Source organism: Wenjunlia vitaminophila DSM 41686 (assembly GCF_000380165.1).
Classification (GTDB): Bacteria; Actinomycetota; Actinomycetes; order Streptomycetales; family Streptomycetaceae; genus Wenjunlia; species Wenjunlia vitaminophila.
On sequence record NZ_KB904653.1, the window covers coordinates 83,024 to 98,557 of the forward strand.

General features: G+C 72.9%; 10 protein-coding genes. All 10 read right to left on the reverse strand.

Annotated features, from left to right (window positions below):
- Window positions 1-99: 99 nt before the first annotated feature.
- The 10 genes from pepN to A3IG_RS0106615 all read right to left on the reverse strand — a co-directional run bounded on the left by pepN (window position 100) and on the right by A3IG_RS0106615 (window position 15,479).
- Window positions 100-2,574, reverse strand: a complete 2,475-nt coding sequence (pepN, locus tag A3IG_RS0106575; RefSeq protein ID WP_018382752.1) for an aminopeptidase N — start codon at window positions 2,572-2,574, stop codon at window positions 100-102.
- 167 nt (window positions 2,575-2,741) lie between these two features.
- The gene (locus A3IG_RS0106580; protein WP_018382753.1) at window positions 2,742-4,205 is read right to left on the reverse strand and encodes a glutamate synthase subunit beta; all 1,464 of its coding nucleotides are present in this window, start codon (window positions 4,203-4,205) and stop codon (window positions 2,742-2,744) included.
- Entirely contained in the window at window positions 4,198-8,790 is a 4,593-nt protein-coding gene (gltB, locus tag A3IG_RS0106585) for a glutamate synthase large subunit (protein ID WP_018382754.1), read from the reverse strand. The genes A3IG_RS0106580 and gltB overlap by 8 nt, the downstream gene beginning before the upstream one ends.
- Window positions 8,791-9,267: 477 nt before the next feature.
- Window positions 9,268-10,461, reverse strand: a complete 1,194-nt coding sequence (lgt, locus tag A3IG_RS28770; RefSeq protein ID WP_018382755.1) for a prolipoprotein diacylglyceryl transferase — start codon at window positions 10,459-10,461, stop codon at window positions 9,268-9,270.
- Window positions 10,462-10,733: 272 nt separating this feature from the next.
- Entirely contained in the window at window positions 10,734-11,525 is a 792-nt protein-coding gene (locus tag A3IG_RS0106595; protein WP_018382756.1) for a DsbA family protein, read from the reverse strand.
- Between the two features lie 138 nt (window positions 11,526-11,663).
- Complete coding sequence (gene trpA, locus A3IG_RS0106600) at window positions 11,664-12,470, reverse strand: tryptophan synthase subunit alpha (RefSeq protein WP_018382757.1); 807 nt, start codon at window positions 12,468-12,470, stop codon at window positions 11,664-11,666.
- Window positions 12,467-13,732, reverse strand: a complete 1,266-nt coding sequence (gene trpB / locus A3IG_RS0106605) for a tryptophan synthase subunit beta (RefSeq protein ID WP_026219964.1) — start codon at window positions 13,730-13,732, stop codon at window positions 12,467-12,469. Before trpB ends, trpA begins: the two co-directional genes overlap by 4 nt.
- Window positions 13,733-13,794: 62 nt before the next feature.
- Window positions 13,795-14,031: a tryptophan biosynthesis modulator TrpM gene (trpM, locus tag A3IG_RS35935; protein ID WP_078500100.1), complete on the reverse strand. Its 237-nt coding sequence runs from the start codon at window positions 14,029-14,031 to the stop codon at window positions 13,795-13,797.
- A gap of 38 nt (window positions 14,032-14,069) precedes the next feature.
- Window positions 14,070-14,879 (reverse strand): indole-3-glycerol phosphate synthase TrpC, encoded by an 810-nt coding sequence (gene trpC, locus A3IG_RS0106610; protein ID WP_018382759.1) that lies wholly within the window; start codon window positions 14,877-14,879, stop codon window positions 14,070-14,072.
- Window positions 14,880-15,044: 165 nt separating this feature from the next.
- Window positions 15,045-15,479, reverse strand: a complete 435-nt coding sequence (locus tag A3IG_RS0106615; RefSeq protein WP_018382760.1) for a DUF2752 domain-containing protein — start codon at window positions 15,477-15,479, stop codon at window positions 15,045-15,047.
- Window positions 15,480-15,534 lie beyond the last annotated feature (55 nt).

The following is a 15,534-nucleotide window of genomic DNA, read 5'->3' on the forward strand; positions in this document are numbered from 1 at the left end:
GCGACACCCGACCGCGATCACAGTCCGGCGCCCCGTTCCTCCGGTGGTGACGGACCGGTCGGCCCCGCGCGGTCCGGCGCGGAGCCGACCGGTCCGCGGTCAGCCCTCCGCGGACCGGCGGGCCCGCAGCGCCCGCCGGAGGTCGTCGAGCTGGTCCGCCAGGCCGCGGCGCAGCGACGGCGGCAGGTCCTCGGCGGCCAGGCACTCCTCGCCCGTCCGCAGCACCCCGGGGTCCACCGCGTGCTCCGGGAAGGCGTAGCGACTGAGGATCCGACCGATCGCCCCGCCCCTGCGGCGGGTCGCGGCCACCGCCTCGGGGAAGTAGCGGGGGACCCACGGGGCGAGGAGTTCGCCCTGTTCCGGCTGCCAGAAGCCCTGGGCGAGCGCGGTCATCAGGTAGTTGGACTGGGTGTCGTCGTGGAACAACGCCTCCCACGCCGCTGCCTTGGCGTCGGCGGCGGGCAGTGCCGCGCGGCAGCGGGCCGCGCCCTCCCGGCCCGTCGCGCTGGGGTCGCGTCCCAGCTCGGCGATGATCTCCTTCTCCCCCGCCTCGCCGAGCACGCACAGGCGCAGGGTGGCCTGCCAGCGCAGGGCGGGGTCAAGTCCCGGCCCGCCGGGCACCTCGTCGGCGTCCAGCCAGTCGGCGACCTCGGCACACGCGCGGGGGCCCTGGGCGCAGGAGATGAGGCCGCGCACCGCGGTCAGCCGCAGCCCCGGGTCGGAGCCGTCCTCGGTGCGCCGCAGGATCCGCCGGCACACCTCGGAGAGCACCGTGAGGGCCCCGGCCCGTTCCTCGCCCGGGAGGTAGCGGTCGGCCACCTGCTGGCGGGCGAACTCCAGCACCGCCTCGGTGATCGCCACCACCGGTTCGTCGGGCAACTGGCCGGCCACCAGGTCGATGAACGCCCCCGCGGGCAGTTCACCGTCCCGCACCAGGTCCCGCGCGGTGTTCCACAGCACGGCCCGGGACACCGGGTCCGGCACCGACCCCAGGCACTCCGTCGCCGTCCGCCAGGACGACGGCGACAGGCGCACCTTGGCGTAGGTCAGGTCCCCGTCGTTGAGCAGCACCAGGTCCGGACGGGGGGTGGGCAGGGCCAACGGTCCCTGCGGCCCCGGCGGCACGTCCAGCAGCAGCCGTTCCCGCGGCACCAGCGCGGCACCGGGCTCCGGCCGGTCGTACAGGCCCACGGCGATCCGGTGCGGGCGGGCCAGCTCCTGGCCCTCCGGCTCGGCGTGCAGGGTGTCCACGCCCGTGGTGCGCAGCCAGCGCCGGGCCCAGTCGTGGACGTCGCGCCCACTGGCGACGTTGATCGCGTCCAGGAAGTCGGCCAGCGTGGCGTTGGCGTAGCGGTGGCGGGCGAAGTACTCGTTGAGCCCGGCGAGGAACGCCTCCTCACCGACCCAGGCGACGAGCTGCCGCACCGCGGAGGCGCCCTTGGCGTAGGAGATCCCGTCGACGTTCTGCGTCGCCTCCGCCGTGTCCTCCACCCTCTCCGGGGCCACCGGGTGGGTGCTGGCCCGCTGGTCCGAGTCGTAGCCCCACGCCTTGCGGCGCGCCCCGAACCCGGCCCAGGTGTCGGTGTACCGGGTGACCTCGGCGGTCACCTGGTGCCCCATGTACTCGGCGAACGACTCGTTGAGCCACAGGTCGTCCCACCAGCGCATGGTCACCAGGTCGCCGAACCACATGTGCGCCATCTCGTGCGCCACCACGATGGCGCGCTCCTCGCGTTGCGCGTCGGTGACCGCGGAGCGGAACACGAAGTCGTCCCGGAAGGTCACGCAGCCCGGGTTCTCCATGGCACCGAAGTTCAGCTCCGGCACGAACGCCTGGTCGTAGGAGTCGAACGGGTACCGCTCGTCGAAGATCCGGTGGTAGTGGTCGAGGCAGCGCCGGGTGATGTCCAGGAGCTCCTCGGCGTCGTCCTCCAGGTACCGGGCGAGGGAGCGGCGACAGTGCAGCCCGAGCGGAATGCCGTCGTGCTCGGCGCTGATCGAGTGGTAGGGGCCGGCCACCACCACGGCGAGGTAGGTGCTGATCCGCGGGGTGGGCGGGAACCGCCAGCGGCCCGGCTCGGTCCGCTCCCCGGTGCTGTTGCTCAGCACCGTCCAGTGGCGCGGCGCGGTCACCGCGATCTCGAAGGTCGCCTTGAGGTCGGGCTGGTCGAACGCGGGGAACACCCGCTGGGCGTCGTCCAACGCGCCCTGGCTGTACAGGTACGCCTCGCCGTCTATCGGGTCGGTGAAGCGGTGCATGCCCTCGCCGGTGCGCGAGTACTCCATGTCGGCCTCGACCACCAGCTCGTTCTCCGCGGCCAGCCCCTCGAGCACCAGGCGGTTGTCCCGCAGGGCCGAAGGCGCGAGCTCCCGGCCGTTGAGCACCGCCCGGTGCAGGGTGTGCGGCTTGATCTCGACGAAGGTGTCCGCGCCGGGCTCGGTACAGGAGAACCGCACCGAGGTGGTACAGCCGAACACGACGTCGCCACGGGTGAGGTCAAGATCGATCGAGTAGGAAAGGACGTCGAGCAGGCGCGCCCGGGCCTCGGCCTCGGTACGGGTGAGTGCAGGCATGGGCACATGCTGCCCTATCACCGGAGGCGGCTCACGTGAGCGGGTCACGACCACCCGCGGTTGCCGGGTCCCTCCGCCACGGCCGGAGGGACCCGGCAACGGCCGGTGCCCGCTCCCCCCACCAGGGAGGGAACGGGCACCGCGGTGAACGGGGTCCCGCGCCCCGCTCAGACCGTCAACGGCCGGTCCGTGGGCCGCACCGGCGCGGGCAGCGTCGAGTCGCCCCCGGTGAGGTAGCGGTCCACCGCCGCGGCGGCCGAGCGGCCCTCGGCGATGGCCCAGACGATCAGGGACTGCCCACGGCCGGCGTCCCCGGCCACGAACACGCCGTCCACGTTGGTGGCGTAGTGGGCGTCCCTGGCCACGTTGCCGCGGCCGTCGAGCTCCAGTCCGAGCTGCTCGACCAGCCCGTTGCCGCGCTCAGGTCCGACGAAGCCCATGGCCAGGGTCACCAGCTCCGCCGGGATCGACCGCTCGCTGCCCGGCACCGGGACGAACCGGCCGTCCCGGAACTCCACCTCGACCAGGTGCAGCCGCCGCACCCGGCCCGCCTCGTCGCCCTCGAAGTGCGTGGTGGAGACCGCGTACTCGCGGCTCCCGCCCTCCTCGTGCGCCGAGGTGACCTTGTACGTCATCGGGTAGGTGGGCCACGGCTGGTGCTCCGGGCGCTCCTCGGAGGGCCGGGGCATGATCTCCAGCTGGGTCACCGAGGCCGCGCCCTGGCGGTGCGCGGTGCCCACGCAGTCCGCTCCGGTGTCGCCGCCGCCGATGACCACCACGTGCTTGCCCTCGGCGGTGATCGGCGGGGAGACGTAGTCGCCCTCCTGCACCTTGTTGGCGAGCGGGAGGTACTCCATGGCCTGGTGGACGCCGTCGAGGTCGCGGCCCGGCACCTTCAGGTCCCGCGGCTCCGTGGCACCGGCAGCGATCACTACCGCGTCGTAGCGCCGGCGCAGCGACGCCGCGTCGACGTCGGTGCCGACCTGCACCCCGGTGCGGAACTTGGTGCCCTCCGCGCGCATCTGCTCGATCCGCCGGTTCAGGTGGCGCTTCTCCATCTTGAACTCGGGGATGCCGTAGCGGAGCAGCCCGCCGATCCGGTCCGCCCGCTCGTACACCGCGACGGTGTGGCCGGCCCGGGTGAGCTGCTGGGCGGCGGCGAGGCCGGCGGGACCCGAGCCGATGACGGCCACCGTCCGGCCGGAGAGCCGGTCCGGGGGCTGTGGCGCGACGTACCCGCGCTCCCAGGCCCGGTCCACGATGGCCACCTCGACGTTCTTGATGGTCACCGGGTCCTGGTTGATGCCCAGCACGCAGGCGCTCTCACAGGGAGCGGGGCACAGCCTCCCGGTGAACTCGGGGAAGTTGTTGGTGGCGTGCAGGCGCTCGGCCGCGGCCTGCCAGTCGTCCCGCCACACCAGGTCGTTCCACTCGGGGATGATGTTGCCGAGCGGGCAGCCCTGGTGGCAGAACGGGATGCCGCAGTCCATGCAGCGACCCGCCTGCTTGCTGATGATCGGGAGCAGGCCCCCCGGGACGTACACCTCGTTCCAGTCCCGCACCCGCTCGGGCACCGGGCGTCGGGGGCCGAGCTGACGCCCGGTGGTCAGGAATCCCTTCGGGTCAGCCATGTGCCGCCTCCATCATCTTGGCAACGGTCTCGGACTCCGACAGTCCGGCCTGCTCGGCGGCGTCCTTGGCGGCGAGCACTGCTTTGTAGTCACTGGGGATGATCTTGGAGAACCGCCGCACCGCGGCCTCCCAGTCCGCGAGCAGCGCCCGGGCCACGGTGGAACCGGTCTCCTCGTGGTGCCGGCGCACGATCTCCCGCAGCCAGGCCGCGTCCGCGGCGTCCGGCTCCTCGACCCCGACCATGCCGTGGTTCACGTGCGTCGGCTCCAGGTCGATCACGTAGGCGACGCCACCGGACATGCCCGCGGCGAAGTTCCGGCCGGTGTCGCCGAGCACCACCGCCCGGCCGCCGGTCATGTACTCGCACCCGTGGTCCCCCACGCCCTCGGCGACCACGGTGGCCCCCGAGTTCCGCACGCAGAACCGCTCGCCCACCCGGCCGCGCAGGAAGATCTCCCCGCTGGTCGCCCCGTAGGCCAGGGTGTTGCCGGCGATCACCGAGTACTCCGCCAGGTGGTCGGCGCCCCGGTCGGGGCGGACCACGAGCCGCCCGCCGGACAGCCCCTTGCCCACGTAGTCGTTGGCGTCGCCCTCGAGCCGCAGGGTGATCCCGCGCGGCACGAACGCGCCGAACGACTGCCCGGCGGCACCGGTGAAGGTGATGTCGATGGTGTCGTCCGGCAGCCCGGAACCACCGAACTTCCGGGTCACCTCGTAGCCGAGCATGGTGCCCACGGTGCGGTTGATGTTCCGGATCGGGAGCTGGGCGCGGACCGGGGTGGCCTGCTCCGCGGACGGCGCGGCCAGCGCGTCGGCGGCCAGCTTGATCAGCTCGTTGTCCAGCGCCTTGGCCAGTCCGTGGTCCTGCTCGGTGGCACGGTGCCGCACCGCGCCCTCCGGCAGTTCGGGCACGTGCAGCAGCGGGGTCAGGTCCAGGCCCTGGGCCTTCCAGTGGTCCACGGCCCGGCTGGTGTCGATCAGCTCGACCCGGCCCACCGCCTCCTCGACCGACCGGAAGCCGAGCTCGGCCAGGAGCTCGCGCACCTCCTCGGCGACGAACTCGAAGAAGTTCACCACGAACTCCGCCTTACCGGCGAACCGTTCCCGCAGCACCGGGTTCTGGGTGGCGATCCCCACCGGGCAGGTGTCCAGGTGGCACACCCGCATCATCACGCAGCCGGAGACCACCAGCGGTGCGGTGGCGAACCCGAACTCCTCGGCACCGAGCAGCGCCGCGATCACCACGTCCCGACCGGTCTTGAGCTGCCCGTCGGTCTGCACCACGATCCGGTCCCGCAGCCCGTTGAGCAGCAGCGTCTGCTGGGTCTCGGCCAGGCCGAGCTCCCAGGGACCACCGGCGTGCTTCAGCGAGGTCAACGGTGACGCGCCGGTGCCGCCGTCGTGGCCGGAGATCAGCACCACGTCCGCGTGGGCCTTGGACACCCCCGCGGCGACCGTGCCCACCCCGACCTCGGAGACCAGCTTGACGTGGACCCGCGCCCGCGGGTTCGCGTTCTTCAGGTCGTGGATGAGCTGCGCCAGGTCCTCGATGGAGTAGATGTCGTGGTGCGGCGGCGGCGAGATCAGCCCGACCCCCGGGGTGGAGTGCCGGGTCCTGGCCACCCACGGGTACACCTTGTGCCCCGGGAGCTGGCCGCCCTCACCCGGCTTGGCCCCCTGGGCCATCTTGATCTGGATGTCGTCCGCGTTGACCAGGTACTCCGAGGTCACCCCGAACCGCCCGGACGCCACCTGCTTGATCGCGGAACGCCGGGCCGGGTCGTACAGGCGCTCGGGGTCCTCGCCGCCCTCACCGGTGTTGGACTTCCCACCGAGCTGGTTCATGGCGATGGCCAGCGTCTCGTGCGCCTCCTGGGAGATCGACCCGTACGACATGGCACCGGTGGAGAACCGCTTCACGATCTCGCTGACCGGCTCCACCTCCTCCAGCGGGACCGGGGGGCGCTCCCCGGCCCGCAGCCGGAACAGGCCGCGCAGCGTCATCAGCCGCTCGGACTGCTCGTCCACCCGGTGCGTGTACTGCTTGAAGACGTCGTAGCGCCGGGCGCGGGTGGCGTGTTGCAACCGGAACACCGTGTCCGGGTCGAACAGGTGCGGCTCGCCCTCCCTGCGCCACTGGTACTCGCCGCCGATCTCCAGCCGGCGGTGCGCCGGGGTGATCCCGCCCGACGGGTACGCCCTGGCGTGCCGGGCCGCGACCTCCTGGGCCACCACGTCGAGGCCGATGCCGCCGAGCTTGGTGACGGTGCCGTGGAAGTAGCGGTCCACGAACTGCTGGTCGAGACCGATCGCCTCGAAGACCTGGGCGCCCCGGTAGGAGGCCACGGTGGAGATGCCCATCTTGGACATGACCTTGAGCACGCCCTTGCCCAGCGCCTTGATCAGGTTGCGGATGGCCTGCTCGGGCTCCACGTCGGTGAGGAAGGTGCCCTCGCGGACCAGGTCCTCCACCGACTCCATCGCCAGGTACGGGTTGACCGCCGCGGCGCCGTAGCCCACGAGAAGCGCCACGTGGTGCACCTCGCGCACGTCGCCGGCCTCGACGATCAGCCCGACGTTGTCCCGCTGCTTGGTGCGGATCAGGTGGTGGTGCACCGCGGAGGTGAGCAGCAGCGAGGGGATCGGGGCGTGCTCGGCGTCGGAGTGCCGGTCGGAGAGCACGATCAGCCGGGCACCGCCGGCGATGGCGGCGTCCGCCTCGGCGCAGATCTCGTCCAGCCGGGCGGCCAGCTCGGCGCCGCCGCCGGAGACCCGGTAGAGCCCGGACAGGGTCACCGAGGTCAGCCCCGGCAGGTCGCCGTCGGCGTTGATGTGGATCAGCTTGGCCAGCTCGTCGTTGTCGATCACCGGGAAGGGCAGGGTAACCGTCCGGCAGGACGCCGGGGTGGGGCGCAGCAGGTTGCCCTGCGGCCCCAGCACGGACACCAGCGAGGTGATCAGTTCCTCTCGGATGGCGTCCAGCGGGGGGTTGGTGACCTGCGCGAAGAGCTGGGTGAAGTAGTCGAACAGCAGCCGGGGCCGGGCGGACAGCGCGGCCAGCGGGGTGTCCGACCCCATGGAGCCGATCGACTCGGTGCCCTGCCGCGCCATCGGCGCCAGCAGGACCCGCAGCTCCTCCTCGGTGTAGCCGAAGGTCTGCTGCCTGCGGGTGACCGAGGCGTGGGTGTGCACGACGTGCTCGCGCTCGGGCAGCTCGCCCAGGCGGATCATGCCGGTGTCCAGCCACTCCTGGTAGGGGTGCTCGGCGGCCAGCTCCGCCTTGATCTCGTCGTCCTCCACGATCCGGTGCTGCACGGTGTCCACCAGGAACATCCGGCCCGGCTGGAGCCGGCCCTTGCGCACCACCCGCGCCGGGTCGATGTCCAGCACGCCGACCTCGGAGGAGAGCACCACGAGACCGTCGTCCGTCACCCAGTACCTGCCGGGGCGCAGCCCGTTGCGGTCGAGCACGGCACCGGCCACGGTGCCGTCGGTGAACGTGACGCAGGCCGGGCCGTCCCAGGGCTCCATCAACGTCGAGTGGTACTCGTAGAACGCGCGCCTGGCCGGGTCCATGGACTCGTGGTTCTCCCACGCCTCCGGGATCATCATCAGCACGCTGTGCGGCAGCGTCCGGCCACCGAGGTGCAGCAGCTCGAGCACCTCGTCGAAGGACGCCGAGTCGGACGCGCCCGGGGTGCAGACGGGGAAGACCCGCTCCAGGTCACCGGGGATGAGGTCGGTGGCGAGCTGCGACTCGCGGGTGCGCATCCAGTTGCGGTTGCCGATGACGGTGTTGATCTCGCCGTTGTGCGCCACGAACCGGTAGGGGTGGGCCAGCGGCCAGCTCGGGAAGGTGTTGGTGGAGAACCGCGAGTGGACCAGGGCCAACGCGGTCGCGAACCGCCGGTCGGACAGGTCCGGATAGAACGGCTCGAGCTGCCCGGTGGTGAGCATGCCCTTGTAGCACAGGGTGCGCGAGGACAGCGAGGCGAAGTAGACGTCCGCCTCCCGCTCGGCGCGCTTGCGCAGGACGAACGCGAGCCGGTCCAGCTCGAGACCGCGCAGGCCCGCGTCCGCGCGGACGAAGAGCTGCGCGAACCTCGGCATGGTGCCGCGGGCGGTGACGCCCAGCAGCTCGGGGGCCGTGGGCACCTGCCGCCATCCCAGGACGACGAGGTTCTCCTCGCCGGCGATCTGCTCGATGGCACGACGCGCCGCGGCGTCCTCCTCGTCCCCCACCGGGAGGAACGCGATGCCGACGGCGTAGCCACCGGCCTCGGGCAGGGCGAAGTCCACGACCTCGCGCAGGAACGCGTCGGGGACCTGCACCAGGATGCCGGCGCCGTCACCGGTGTCGGGGTCCGAGCCCGTGGCCCCCCGGTGCTCCAGGTTCCGCAGGACGGTGAGGGCCTGCTCGACGAGGGCGTGGCTGGGCACGCCGTCCAGGTGGGCCACCAGGCCCACTCCGCAGGCGTCGTGCTCGTTGCGGGGGTCGTACATTCCCTGGGGGGCGGGGCGCCCGTCCATGTGGGCCCGGCCGGGGAACGCGTCGGGCGTGGAGCGCGTGGACGCGGAACGCATCGGCTCTCCCGTCGTCATGGCATATGCCTTGGTTAGTAAGACATGCGCATATGGGACGACGTTGGCCCTCTGCGATTTCGTGCAGGTTACATCATGACCGCGTACCGGGAAGCCGGATATACGGTCCAGCATATGGACAAATCGGGGGCGCGGGGCGGGCGACGGTGCCCGGGGCGCCCCATCTTCATGCCCTCGGCGGCACCGGTTGAAACGACCACGAAACAAGCAGCGCGAGACGGGGTGACGAGCGGGACTCCACCGAGGGTTCACCTCCAACGATACGAGATGCCCGCGCGTACCCCGCTGCCCCCGGTGACCGTCACCGCGGGTGACCGTCACCGCGGGTGGCCGGAACGGGCACCGGAACGGGCACCGGAACGGGCACCGGAACGGGCACCGGAACGGGCACGGCCCGCGCGGGGACCGCGCGGGCCGTACTCGGAAGGGGGCGTCCCGGTCGGGCCGGGCCGGGTGCGGCTAGCCGCGCTGACCGGCCCGGGAGCCGGAGGTCGGATTCTTCCCGGCCGGTCCCTCGTCGGCCGGGGCCGTCTTGGCGGTGGTGTCCGCAGTGGCGGCTTCGGCAGGGGTGGCCCCCGCGGGCGTGACCTCGGCGGGGGTGGCCTTGGTGGAGGCGGCCTTGGTGAGGGTGGCCTTGGTGAGGGTGGCCTTGGTGGGGGCAGCCGCCCCGTCGGCGGGGGGCTCGTCCGTGACGAGGACGCCCCCGGGCCCGTCCGTCCCGCCGGCCGTCCCCTCAGTGCCGGCCCCGGCGACATCGCCGTCCCGGTCCGCGACAGCCGGCTCTGCCTGCTCGGCCTGTTCTGCCTGTTCGGCCGCGCGGGCGGCCACCGCCGCTGGCTCGACCGTCTCCTCCCGACCGGGGTGCTTCTTCGCCGAGACCACCAGGGCGGCCACCGCGACGAGGAAGACCGCCACCGAGGTCCAGTTGTTCAGGCGCATGCCCAGGAACTCGTGGGCGTCGTCGATGCGCATGTACTCGATCCAGAACCGGCCGGCGGTGTACCCGGCGACGTACAGCGCGAACGCCCTGCCGTGCCCCAGCCGGAACCTGCGGTCGGCCCAGAGGACCAGCAGGGCCACCCCGACGCACCACAGGAACTCGTAGAGGAACGTCGGGTGGTACGTGGCCACGTCCAGGCTGTCGGCCGGACGCTTGTCCTCGGAGATCTCCAGCGCCCAGGGGACGTCGGTGGCCTTGCCGTAGAGCTCCTGGTTGAACCAGTTCCCCCAGCGGCCCACCCCCTGGGCGAGCACGACCCCGGGCGCGGCCGCGTCGGCGTAGGCCGCCAGGGAGATCCCGCGACGGCGACAGCCGATCCACGCACCCAGCGCACCCAGCGCGATCCCGCCCCAGATGCCCAGGCCGCCCTCCCAGATCTTGAAGGCGTCCATGGGGCGACCGCCGTCCCCGAAGTACGGCTCCGGGGTGGTCAGCACGTGGTAGAGCCGCGCGCCGACCAGGCCGAACGGAACCGCCCAGACGGCGACGTCGGCGACCGTGCCGTTGAGGCCGCCACGGGCGACCCAGCGGCGGTTGCCGAGCCAGATCGCCACGAAGAGGCCGAGCAGGATGCAGAAGGCGTAGCCGCGGAGCGGTACCTCTCCGAGGTAGATCACACCGCGATCGGGACTGGGGATGTATGCGAGGTCCATGTCACGGACGACGGTACCTTGCGCGGCGGCCCATGTCCCAGGACGGGCGGGCGATCCGGGTGACGCGCCGCCGGTTGTGGACCCTGCGTCCCCGCCCCGACACCGTCCGTGGGGCAACTCCGGATGGACCGGGCCCGGCGGCCGGGGCCCGGGAGCTGACGGCCACGCTCGCCCTGCTGGGGCCTGTTATCAGTTGGGGGCAGTGGCGTGGCTGCCCGTTGCCCCTGCGGCATCCGTGGCCCCGCCCGTCCGGGGGCCGCACGGCCAGCCGCTCAGCCGGCATCCGAACTGTCGTTGGCCTTCGCCACCAGCTCCTCGAGGCGGCGCGGGGTCAGCTCCTCCCCCGCTGGGTGGATCTTCTTCCCGTTGAGCAGCACGGTCGGGGTGGAGGTGAACGAGGACTTGGTGAACTCCTTCTGCACCCGGGCCACCCACTTCCGGAAGTGGTCGTCGTCCACGCAGCGCCGGAAGCCGCGGTCGCCCTTCAGCTTCGGCACCTCGTCGGCCAGGTCGATCAGGTGGGCTTTGTTCCCGAAGGCGTCGTCGGTCTCCGGCGGCTGGTTGGCGTACAGCACCCGGTGGTAGTCCTCGAAGGCGCCGGCGTCCTGCGCGCAGGCGGCGGCGTTGGCCGCCTTCTTCGAGCCGCTGCCCCCGACGTGGCTGTCGATGAACGAGACGATGGAGTACTCCGCGCGTGCCTTGCCGTCGTCGGTGAGGTTCCTGATCGTCTTGCCGAAGGCCTTCTCGAACTGTCCGCAGGCCGGGCAGCGGAAGTCCTCGAAGACGGAGATCGTCGCCTTGGCGTCCCTGGAACCGACCGGGATGATCGTCTTGTGCTTGCCGACGGCCCCCTTGGGGACGGCCACCGGCCCGCCGGAGTCGGTGTTCCCGCCACCCTGGTTCACCACCAGGGCGCCCACCGCCCCGATCACCCCGGCCACGCCCACGGCCACCCCGACGGCGGCGACGGTGCGCCTGCGCCGGGCCCGGTCCTCGTCCTGCTGTCGCTGCTGACGAATCCGCTCACGTGCGGTGCGCTTGCGCTCTCGCTTCTCCTCGCTCACCCCGTACCCAACGAGCCGGGCCGGGCGGCGTTCGTGTCGCGGGGGCCACTCCCCCCCGAACGGGGGAAACGCGGGAGGTCCCGGGGTGGACCGGGTCCCGACGGGGACACCGGCCCACCCCGGCTCCGCGGGCCGGGGCTACCCCGCCCGGACGCCCTTGGCCAGGTCCGCGGCGAGGTCGCGCACCCCGGCCAGCCCCGCGTCGAGGTCCTCCGCGTCCAGCAGGCGCTTGACGAAGGCGGAGCCGACGATCACCCCGTCGGCGAACCCCGCGACCTCGGCTGCCTGCTCGGCGGTGGACACCCCCAGTCCCACACAGACCGGCAGCTCGGTGCTGGCCCGGGTGCGCCGCACCAGGTCGGCGGCGTCGGCGCTGACGGCGGCCCGGGTGCCGGTCACCCCCATCAACGAGGCGGCGTAGACGAACCCGGTCCCGGCCGCGGTGATCTTCGCCAGGCGCTCGTCGCGGCTGCTCGGGGCGACCACGAAGACGGTGGCCAGCCCGTGCCGCTCGGCGGCGGCACGCCACGGGTCGGACTCCTCCACCGGCAGGTCGGGCAGGATGCAGCCGGCGCCCCCGGCGCCGGCCAGGTCGGCGGCGAACCGCTCCACCCCGTACCGGTCCACCGGGTTCCAGTAGGTCATCACCAACACCGGCGCCCCGGTCGCCCTGGTCACCGCCTCCACGGTGGCCAGCACATCGGTGATCCGCACCCCCTGGCGCAGCGCGATGTCGTCGGCGGCCTGGATCACGGGCCCGTCCAGCACCGGGTCGCTGTGCGGCAGCCCCACCTCGACCACGTCACAGCCACCCTCGATCATGGCGGTCAGCGCCCGCACCGCGCCGTCCACCGAGGGGAAGCCCGCGGGCAGGTACCCGACGAGGGCAGCCCGGCGCTCGGCCCTGGCCTCGGCCAGCACGTCGCTGAGTCGTTGCGCGCTCATCGGTCGCCCTCCTGGGACGGGTCCTGCTCGGGGGAGGAGTCATACAGGCCGAAGTACCGGGCGGCGGTGTCCATGTCCTTGTCGCCGCGGCCGGAGAGGTTCACCACCAGCAGCCCCTCGGGGCCGAGCTCGGCCCCGAGGACCAGTGCCCCCGCCAGGGCGTGGGCGCTCTCGATGGCCGGGATGACGCCCTCGGTGCGGGACAGCAGCCGCAGCGCCTCCATCGCCTCGGCGTCGGTCACCGGTCGGTACTCGGCGCGCCCGGTCTCCTTGAGCCAGGCGTGCTCCGGACCGATGCCGGGGTAGTCCAGGCCGGCGGAGATCGAGTACGGCTCGGTGATCTGGCCGTCCTCGTCCTGCAGGACGTAGGACCGCGAGCCGTGCAGCACCCCGGGATCGCCCACGGTGAGCGTCGCGGCGTGCTCGCCGCTGTCGATGCCGTGGCCGCCCGCCTCGAGGCCGACCAGGCGCACCCCCGGGTCCGGGATGAACGCGTGGAACAGCCCGATGGCGTTGGAGCCGCCCCCCACGCAGGCCACCACGGCGTCCGGCAGGCGCCCGGCGCGTTCCAGGACCTGCCGGCGGGCCTCGACCCCGATGACCCGGTGGAAGTCCCGGACCATGACGGGGAACGGGTGCGGTCCCGCGACGGTGCCGAGCAGGTAGTGGGTGGTGTCCACGTTGGCCACCCAGTCGCGGAACGCCTCGTTGATGGCGTCCTTCAGGGTGCGGCTGCCGGACCGCACCGGGATCACCTCGGCGCCGAGGATGCGCATCCGGGCGACGTTGAGCGCCTGCCGCCGGGTGTCCACCTCGCCCATGTAGACGACGCACTCCAGGCCCAGCAGGGCGCAGGCGGTGGCCGTGGCGACGCCGTGCTGGCCGGCCCCCGTCTCGGCGATCACCCGGGTCTTGCCCATCCGCTGGGTGAGCAGGGCCTGGCCCAGCACGTTGTTGATCTTGTGTGAACCGGTGTGGTTGAGGTCCTCGCGCTTGAGGAAGATCCGGGCGCCGCCGGCGTGCTCGGCGAACCGGGGCACCTCGGTGAGCGGGCTGGGCCGCCCGGTGTAGTGGGCGAGCAGGTCGTTCAGCCGGGCCGCGAACGCGGGATCGGCCTTGGCCTTGTCGTACTCCGTGGCCACCTGGTCGATGGCGGCCACCAGGGCCTCCGGGACGAAGGCGCCGCCGAAGGAGCCGAAGTACCCCCGTGCGGTCGGCATCTGCCCGTCCGGATCAGGCAGGAAGAAGTTATCTGTGGACATGTCAGGTCCCCTGAGAAACGGCGCGACGGCGGACGTCGCGGCGGGATGGGTGGTCCGCTGGGTCAGCGGAGACGCCATCGCCTGCCCTGGACCTGCCCCGGCTCGGGACCGAACACGTACCGGACCCGACGGCCGAGCACCCGGCGTGCGGGAGCACGGCAACCACGGGGACGGCAGCCGGGACGCAGCGCGGCCCAGGGGTCGCGGCTCGCGTGGGACCGGCTGGAACGGGCGCGGGGGTGCCCCGACCGGGCCGGGACGGTGCCCGGCCGGTGGTGCGGGGAGGCCCAGGTGCGCATGGGCGCAGCTTAGCGTCGTCCGGGGCGGCGCGTCGCGGTCAGTCGCGACCGGGCCGCAGCGCGGGGTGGGCGCCGGCCGCGACCAGGTCCGCCACGGCCGCCCTGGGGTCCCTGCCGGTGACCAGGGACTCGCCGACCAGCACGGCGTCCGCGCCCTCGTTGGCGTAGGCGATCAGGTCGTGCGGGCCGCGCACCCCGGACTCGGCGACCTTGACCACGCCGTCGGGCAGGACGGGGGCGACCCGGGCGAAGTTGCCGCGGTCCACCTCCAACGTCCGCAGGTCCCGGGCATTGATCCCGATGACCCTGGCGCCGGCGTCCAGCGCGCGCTTCGCCTCGTCCTCGTCGTGGACCTCGACCAGGGGGGTGAGTCCGATCGACTCGGCGCGTTCGATCAGGGAGACCAGCGCGGGCTGCTCCAGCGCGGCCACGATGAGCAGCGCGAGGTCGGCGCCGTGCGCCCTGGCCTCCCAGAGCTGGTAGGAGGTGACGATGAAGTCCTTGCGCAGCACGGGGATGTCCACCCGGCCCCGCACCGCCTCGAGGTCGGCCAACGAACCGCCGAACCTGCGGCGCTCGGTCAGCACGCTGATCACTGCGGCGCCGCCCGCCTCGTAGTCCGCGGCGAGGCCGGCCGGGTCGGCGATGGCCGCCAGCGCGCCCTTGGACGGGCTGGACCGCTTGACCTCGCAGATGACCTTGACGCCGTCCCCGCTGAGCGCGGCCACCGCGTCCTTGGCGGGGGCCGCCGACGCGGCCCTGGCCTTGAGCTCGTCGATCCCGACCTGGGCCTGGCGCTCGGCGAGGTCGGCGCGGACTCCGTCGATGATCTCGTCGAGCACGCTCACGCGAGGGACCCCTTCTGTGGAAGACACGGGGCGCTTCCGGTACCGAACCGCGTCGACGGACGGTTCCGGTCACGCAAGGCGATGGTATCCACCTCCGGTCGAGGGTCGCTCATCGGGCACCGCGGGTCCCGCGGGGTGGACAACTCCGGACAAGTGCAGGAACCGCTATGGGGCCAGCCCCGCCCCGAACGGCAGATTCCGGACGATCATGAAACTCAGGGCGACGGCGCCCAGCAGCCAGGCGTACAACGGCCGGAAACGTACCTCCGTCTCCCGCCCGCGCACCGCGTTGACCAGCCACGCGGTCCACAGCGCGGCGCCGCCGGCCAGGGCGAGCGGCACCAGGGCGTTGTCCCCGAACGCCGCCGCGGGGTCACCGTGCGCCAGGGCGTGGACGGCGCGCAGCCCGCCGCAGGCGAAGCAGGAGATCCCGGTGGCCCTGAAGAGGGGGCAGACCGGGTAGTGGCCGGGTTCGTGCGGGTCCACCACGCCGACCAGGGCGACCGCGGCCGCCGCCGCGGCCAGGACACCGAGCGGGGGCCACACCCGGTGGGCCGGGGTGGCCCGCCCGGCGAGGGGGTCGGCCGACGTTCGGGTCACCTGGTGATTGTCCCCCGGTGTCCCGCGCCGGGCACCCCCTGGACGCGTCGGGCGC

Excerpts from the sequence above, each read along its gene's own strand:
- pepN (WP_018382752.1), bottom strand. The coding sequence starts at position 2,574 with ATGCCTGCACTCACCCGTACCGAGGCCGAGGCCCGGGCGCGCCTGCTC.
- A3IG_RS0106580 (WP_018382753.1), bottom strand. The coding sequence starts at position 4,205 with ATGGCTGACCCGAAGGGATTCCTGACCACCGGGCGTCAGCTCGGCCCC.
- gltB (WP_018382754.1), bottom strand. The coding sequence starts at position 8,790 with ATGCGTTCCGCGTCCACGCGCTCCACGCCCGACGCGTTCCCCGGCCGG.
- lgt (WP_018382755.1), bottom strand. The coding sequence starts at position 10,461 with ATGGACCTCGCATACATCCCCAGTCCCGATCGCGGTGTGATCTACCTC.
- trpA (WP_018382757.1), bottom strand. The coding sequence starts at position 12,470 with ATGAGCGCGCAACGACTCAGCGACGTGCTGGCCGAGGCCAGGGCCGAG.
- trpB (WP_026219964.1), bottom strand. The coding sequence starts at position 13,732 with ATGTCCACAGATAACTTCTTCCTGCCTGATCCGGACGGGCAGATGCCG.
- trpM (WP_078500100.1), bottom strand. The coding sequence starts at position 14,031 with ATGCGCACCTGGGCCTCCCCGCACCACCGGCCGGGCACCGTCCCGGCC.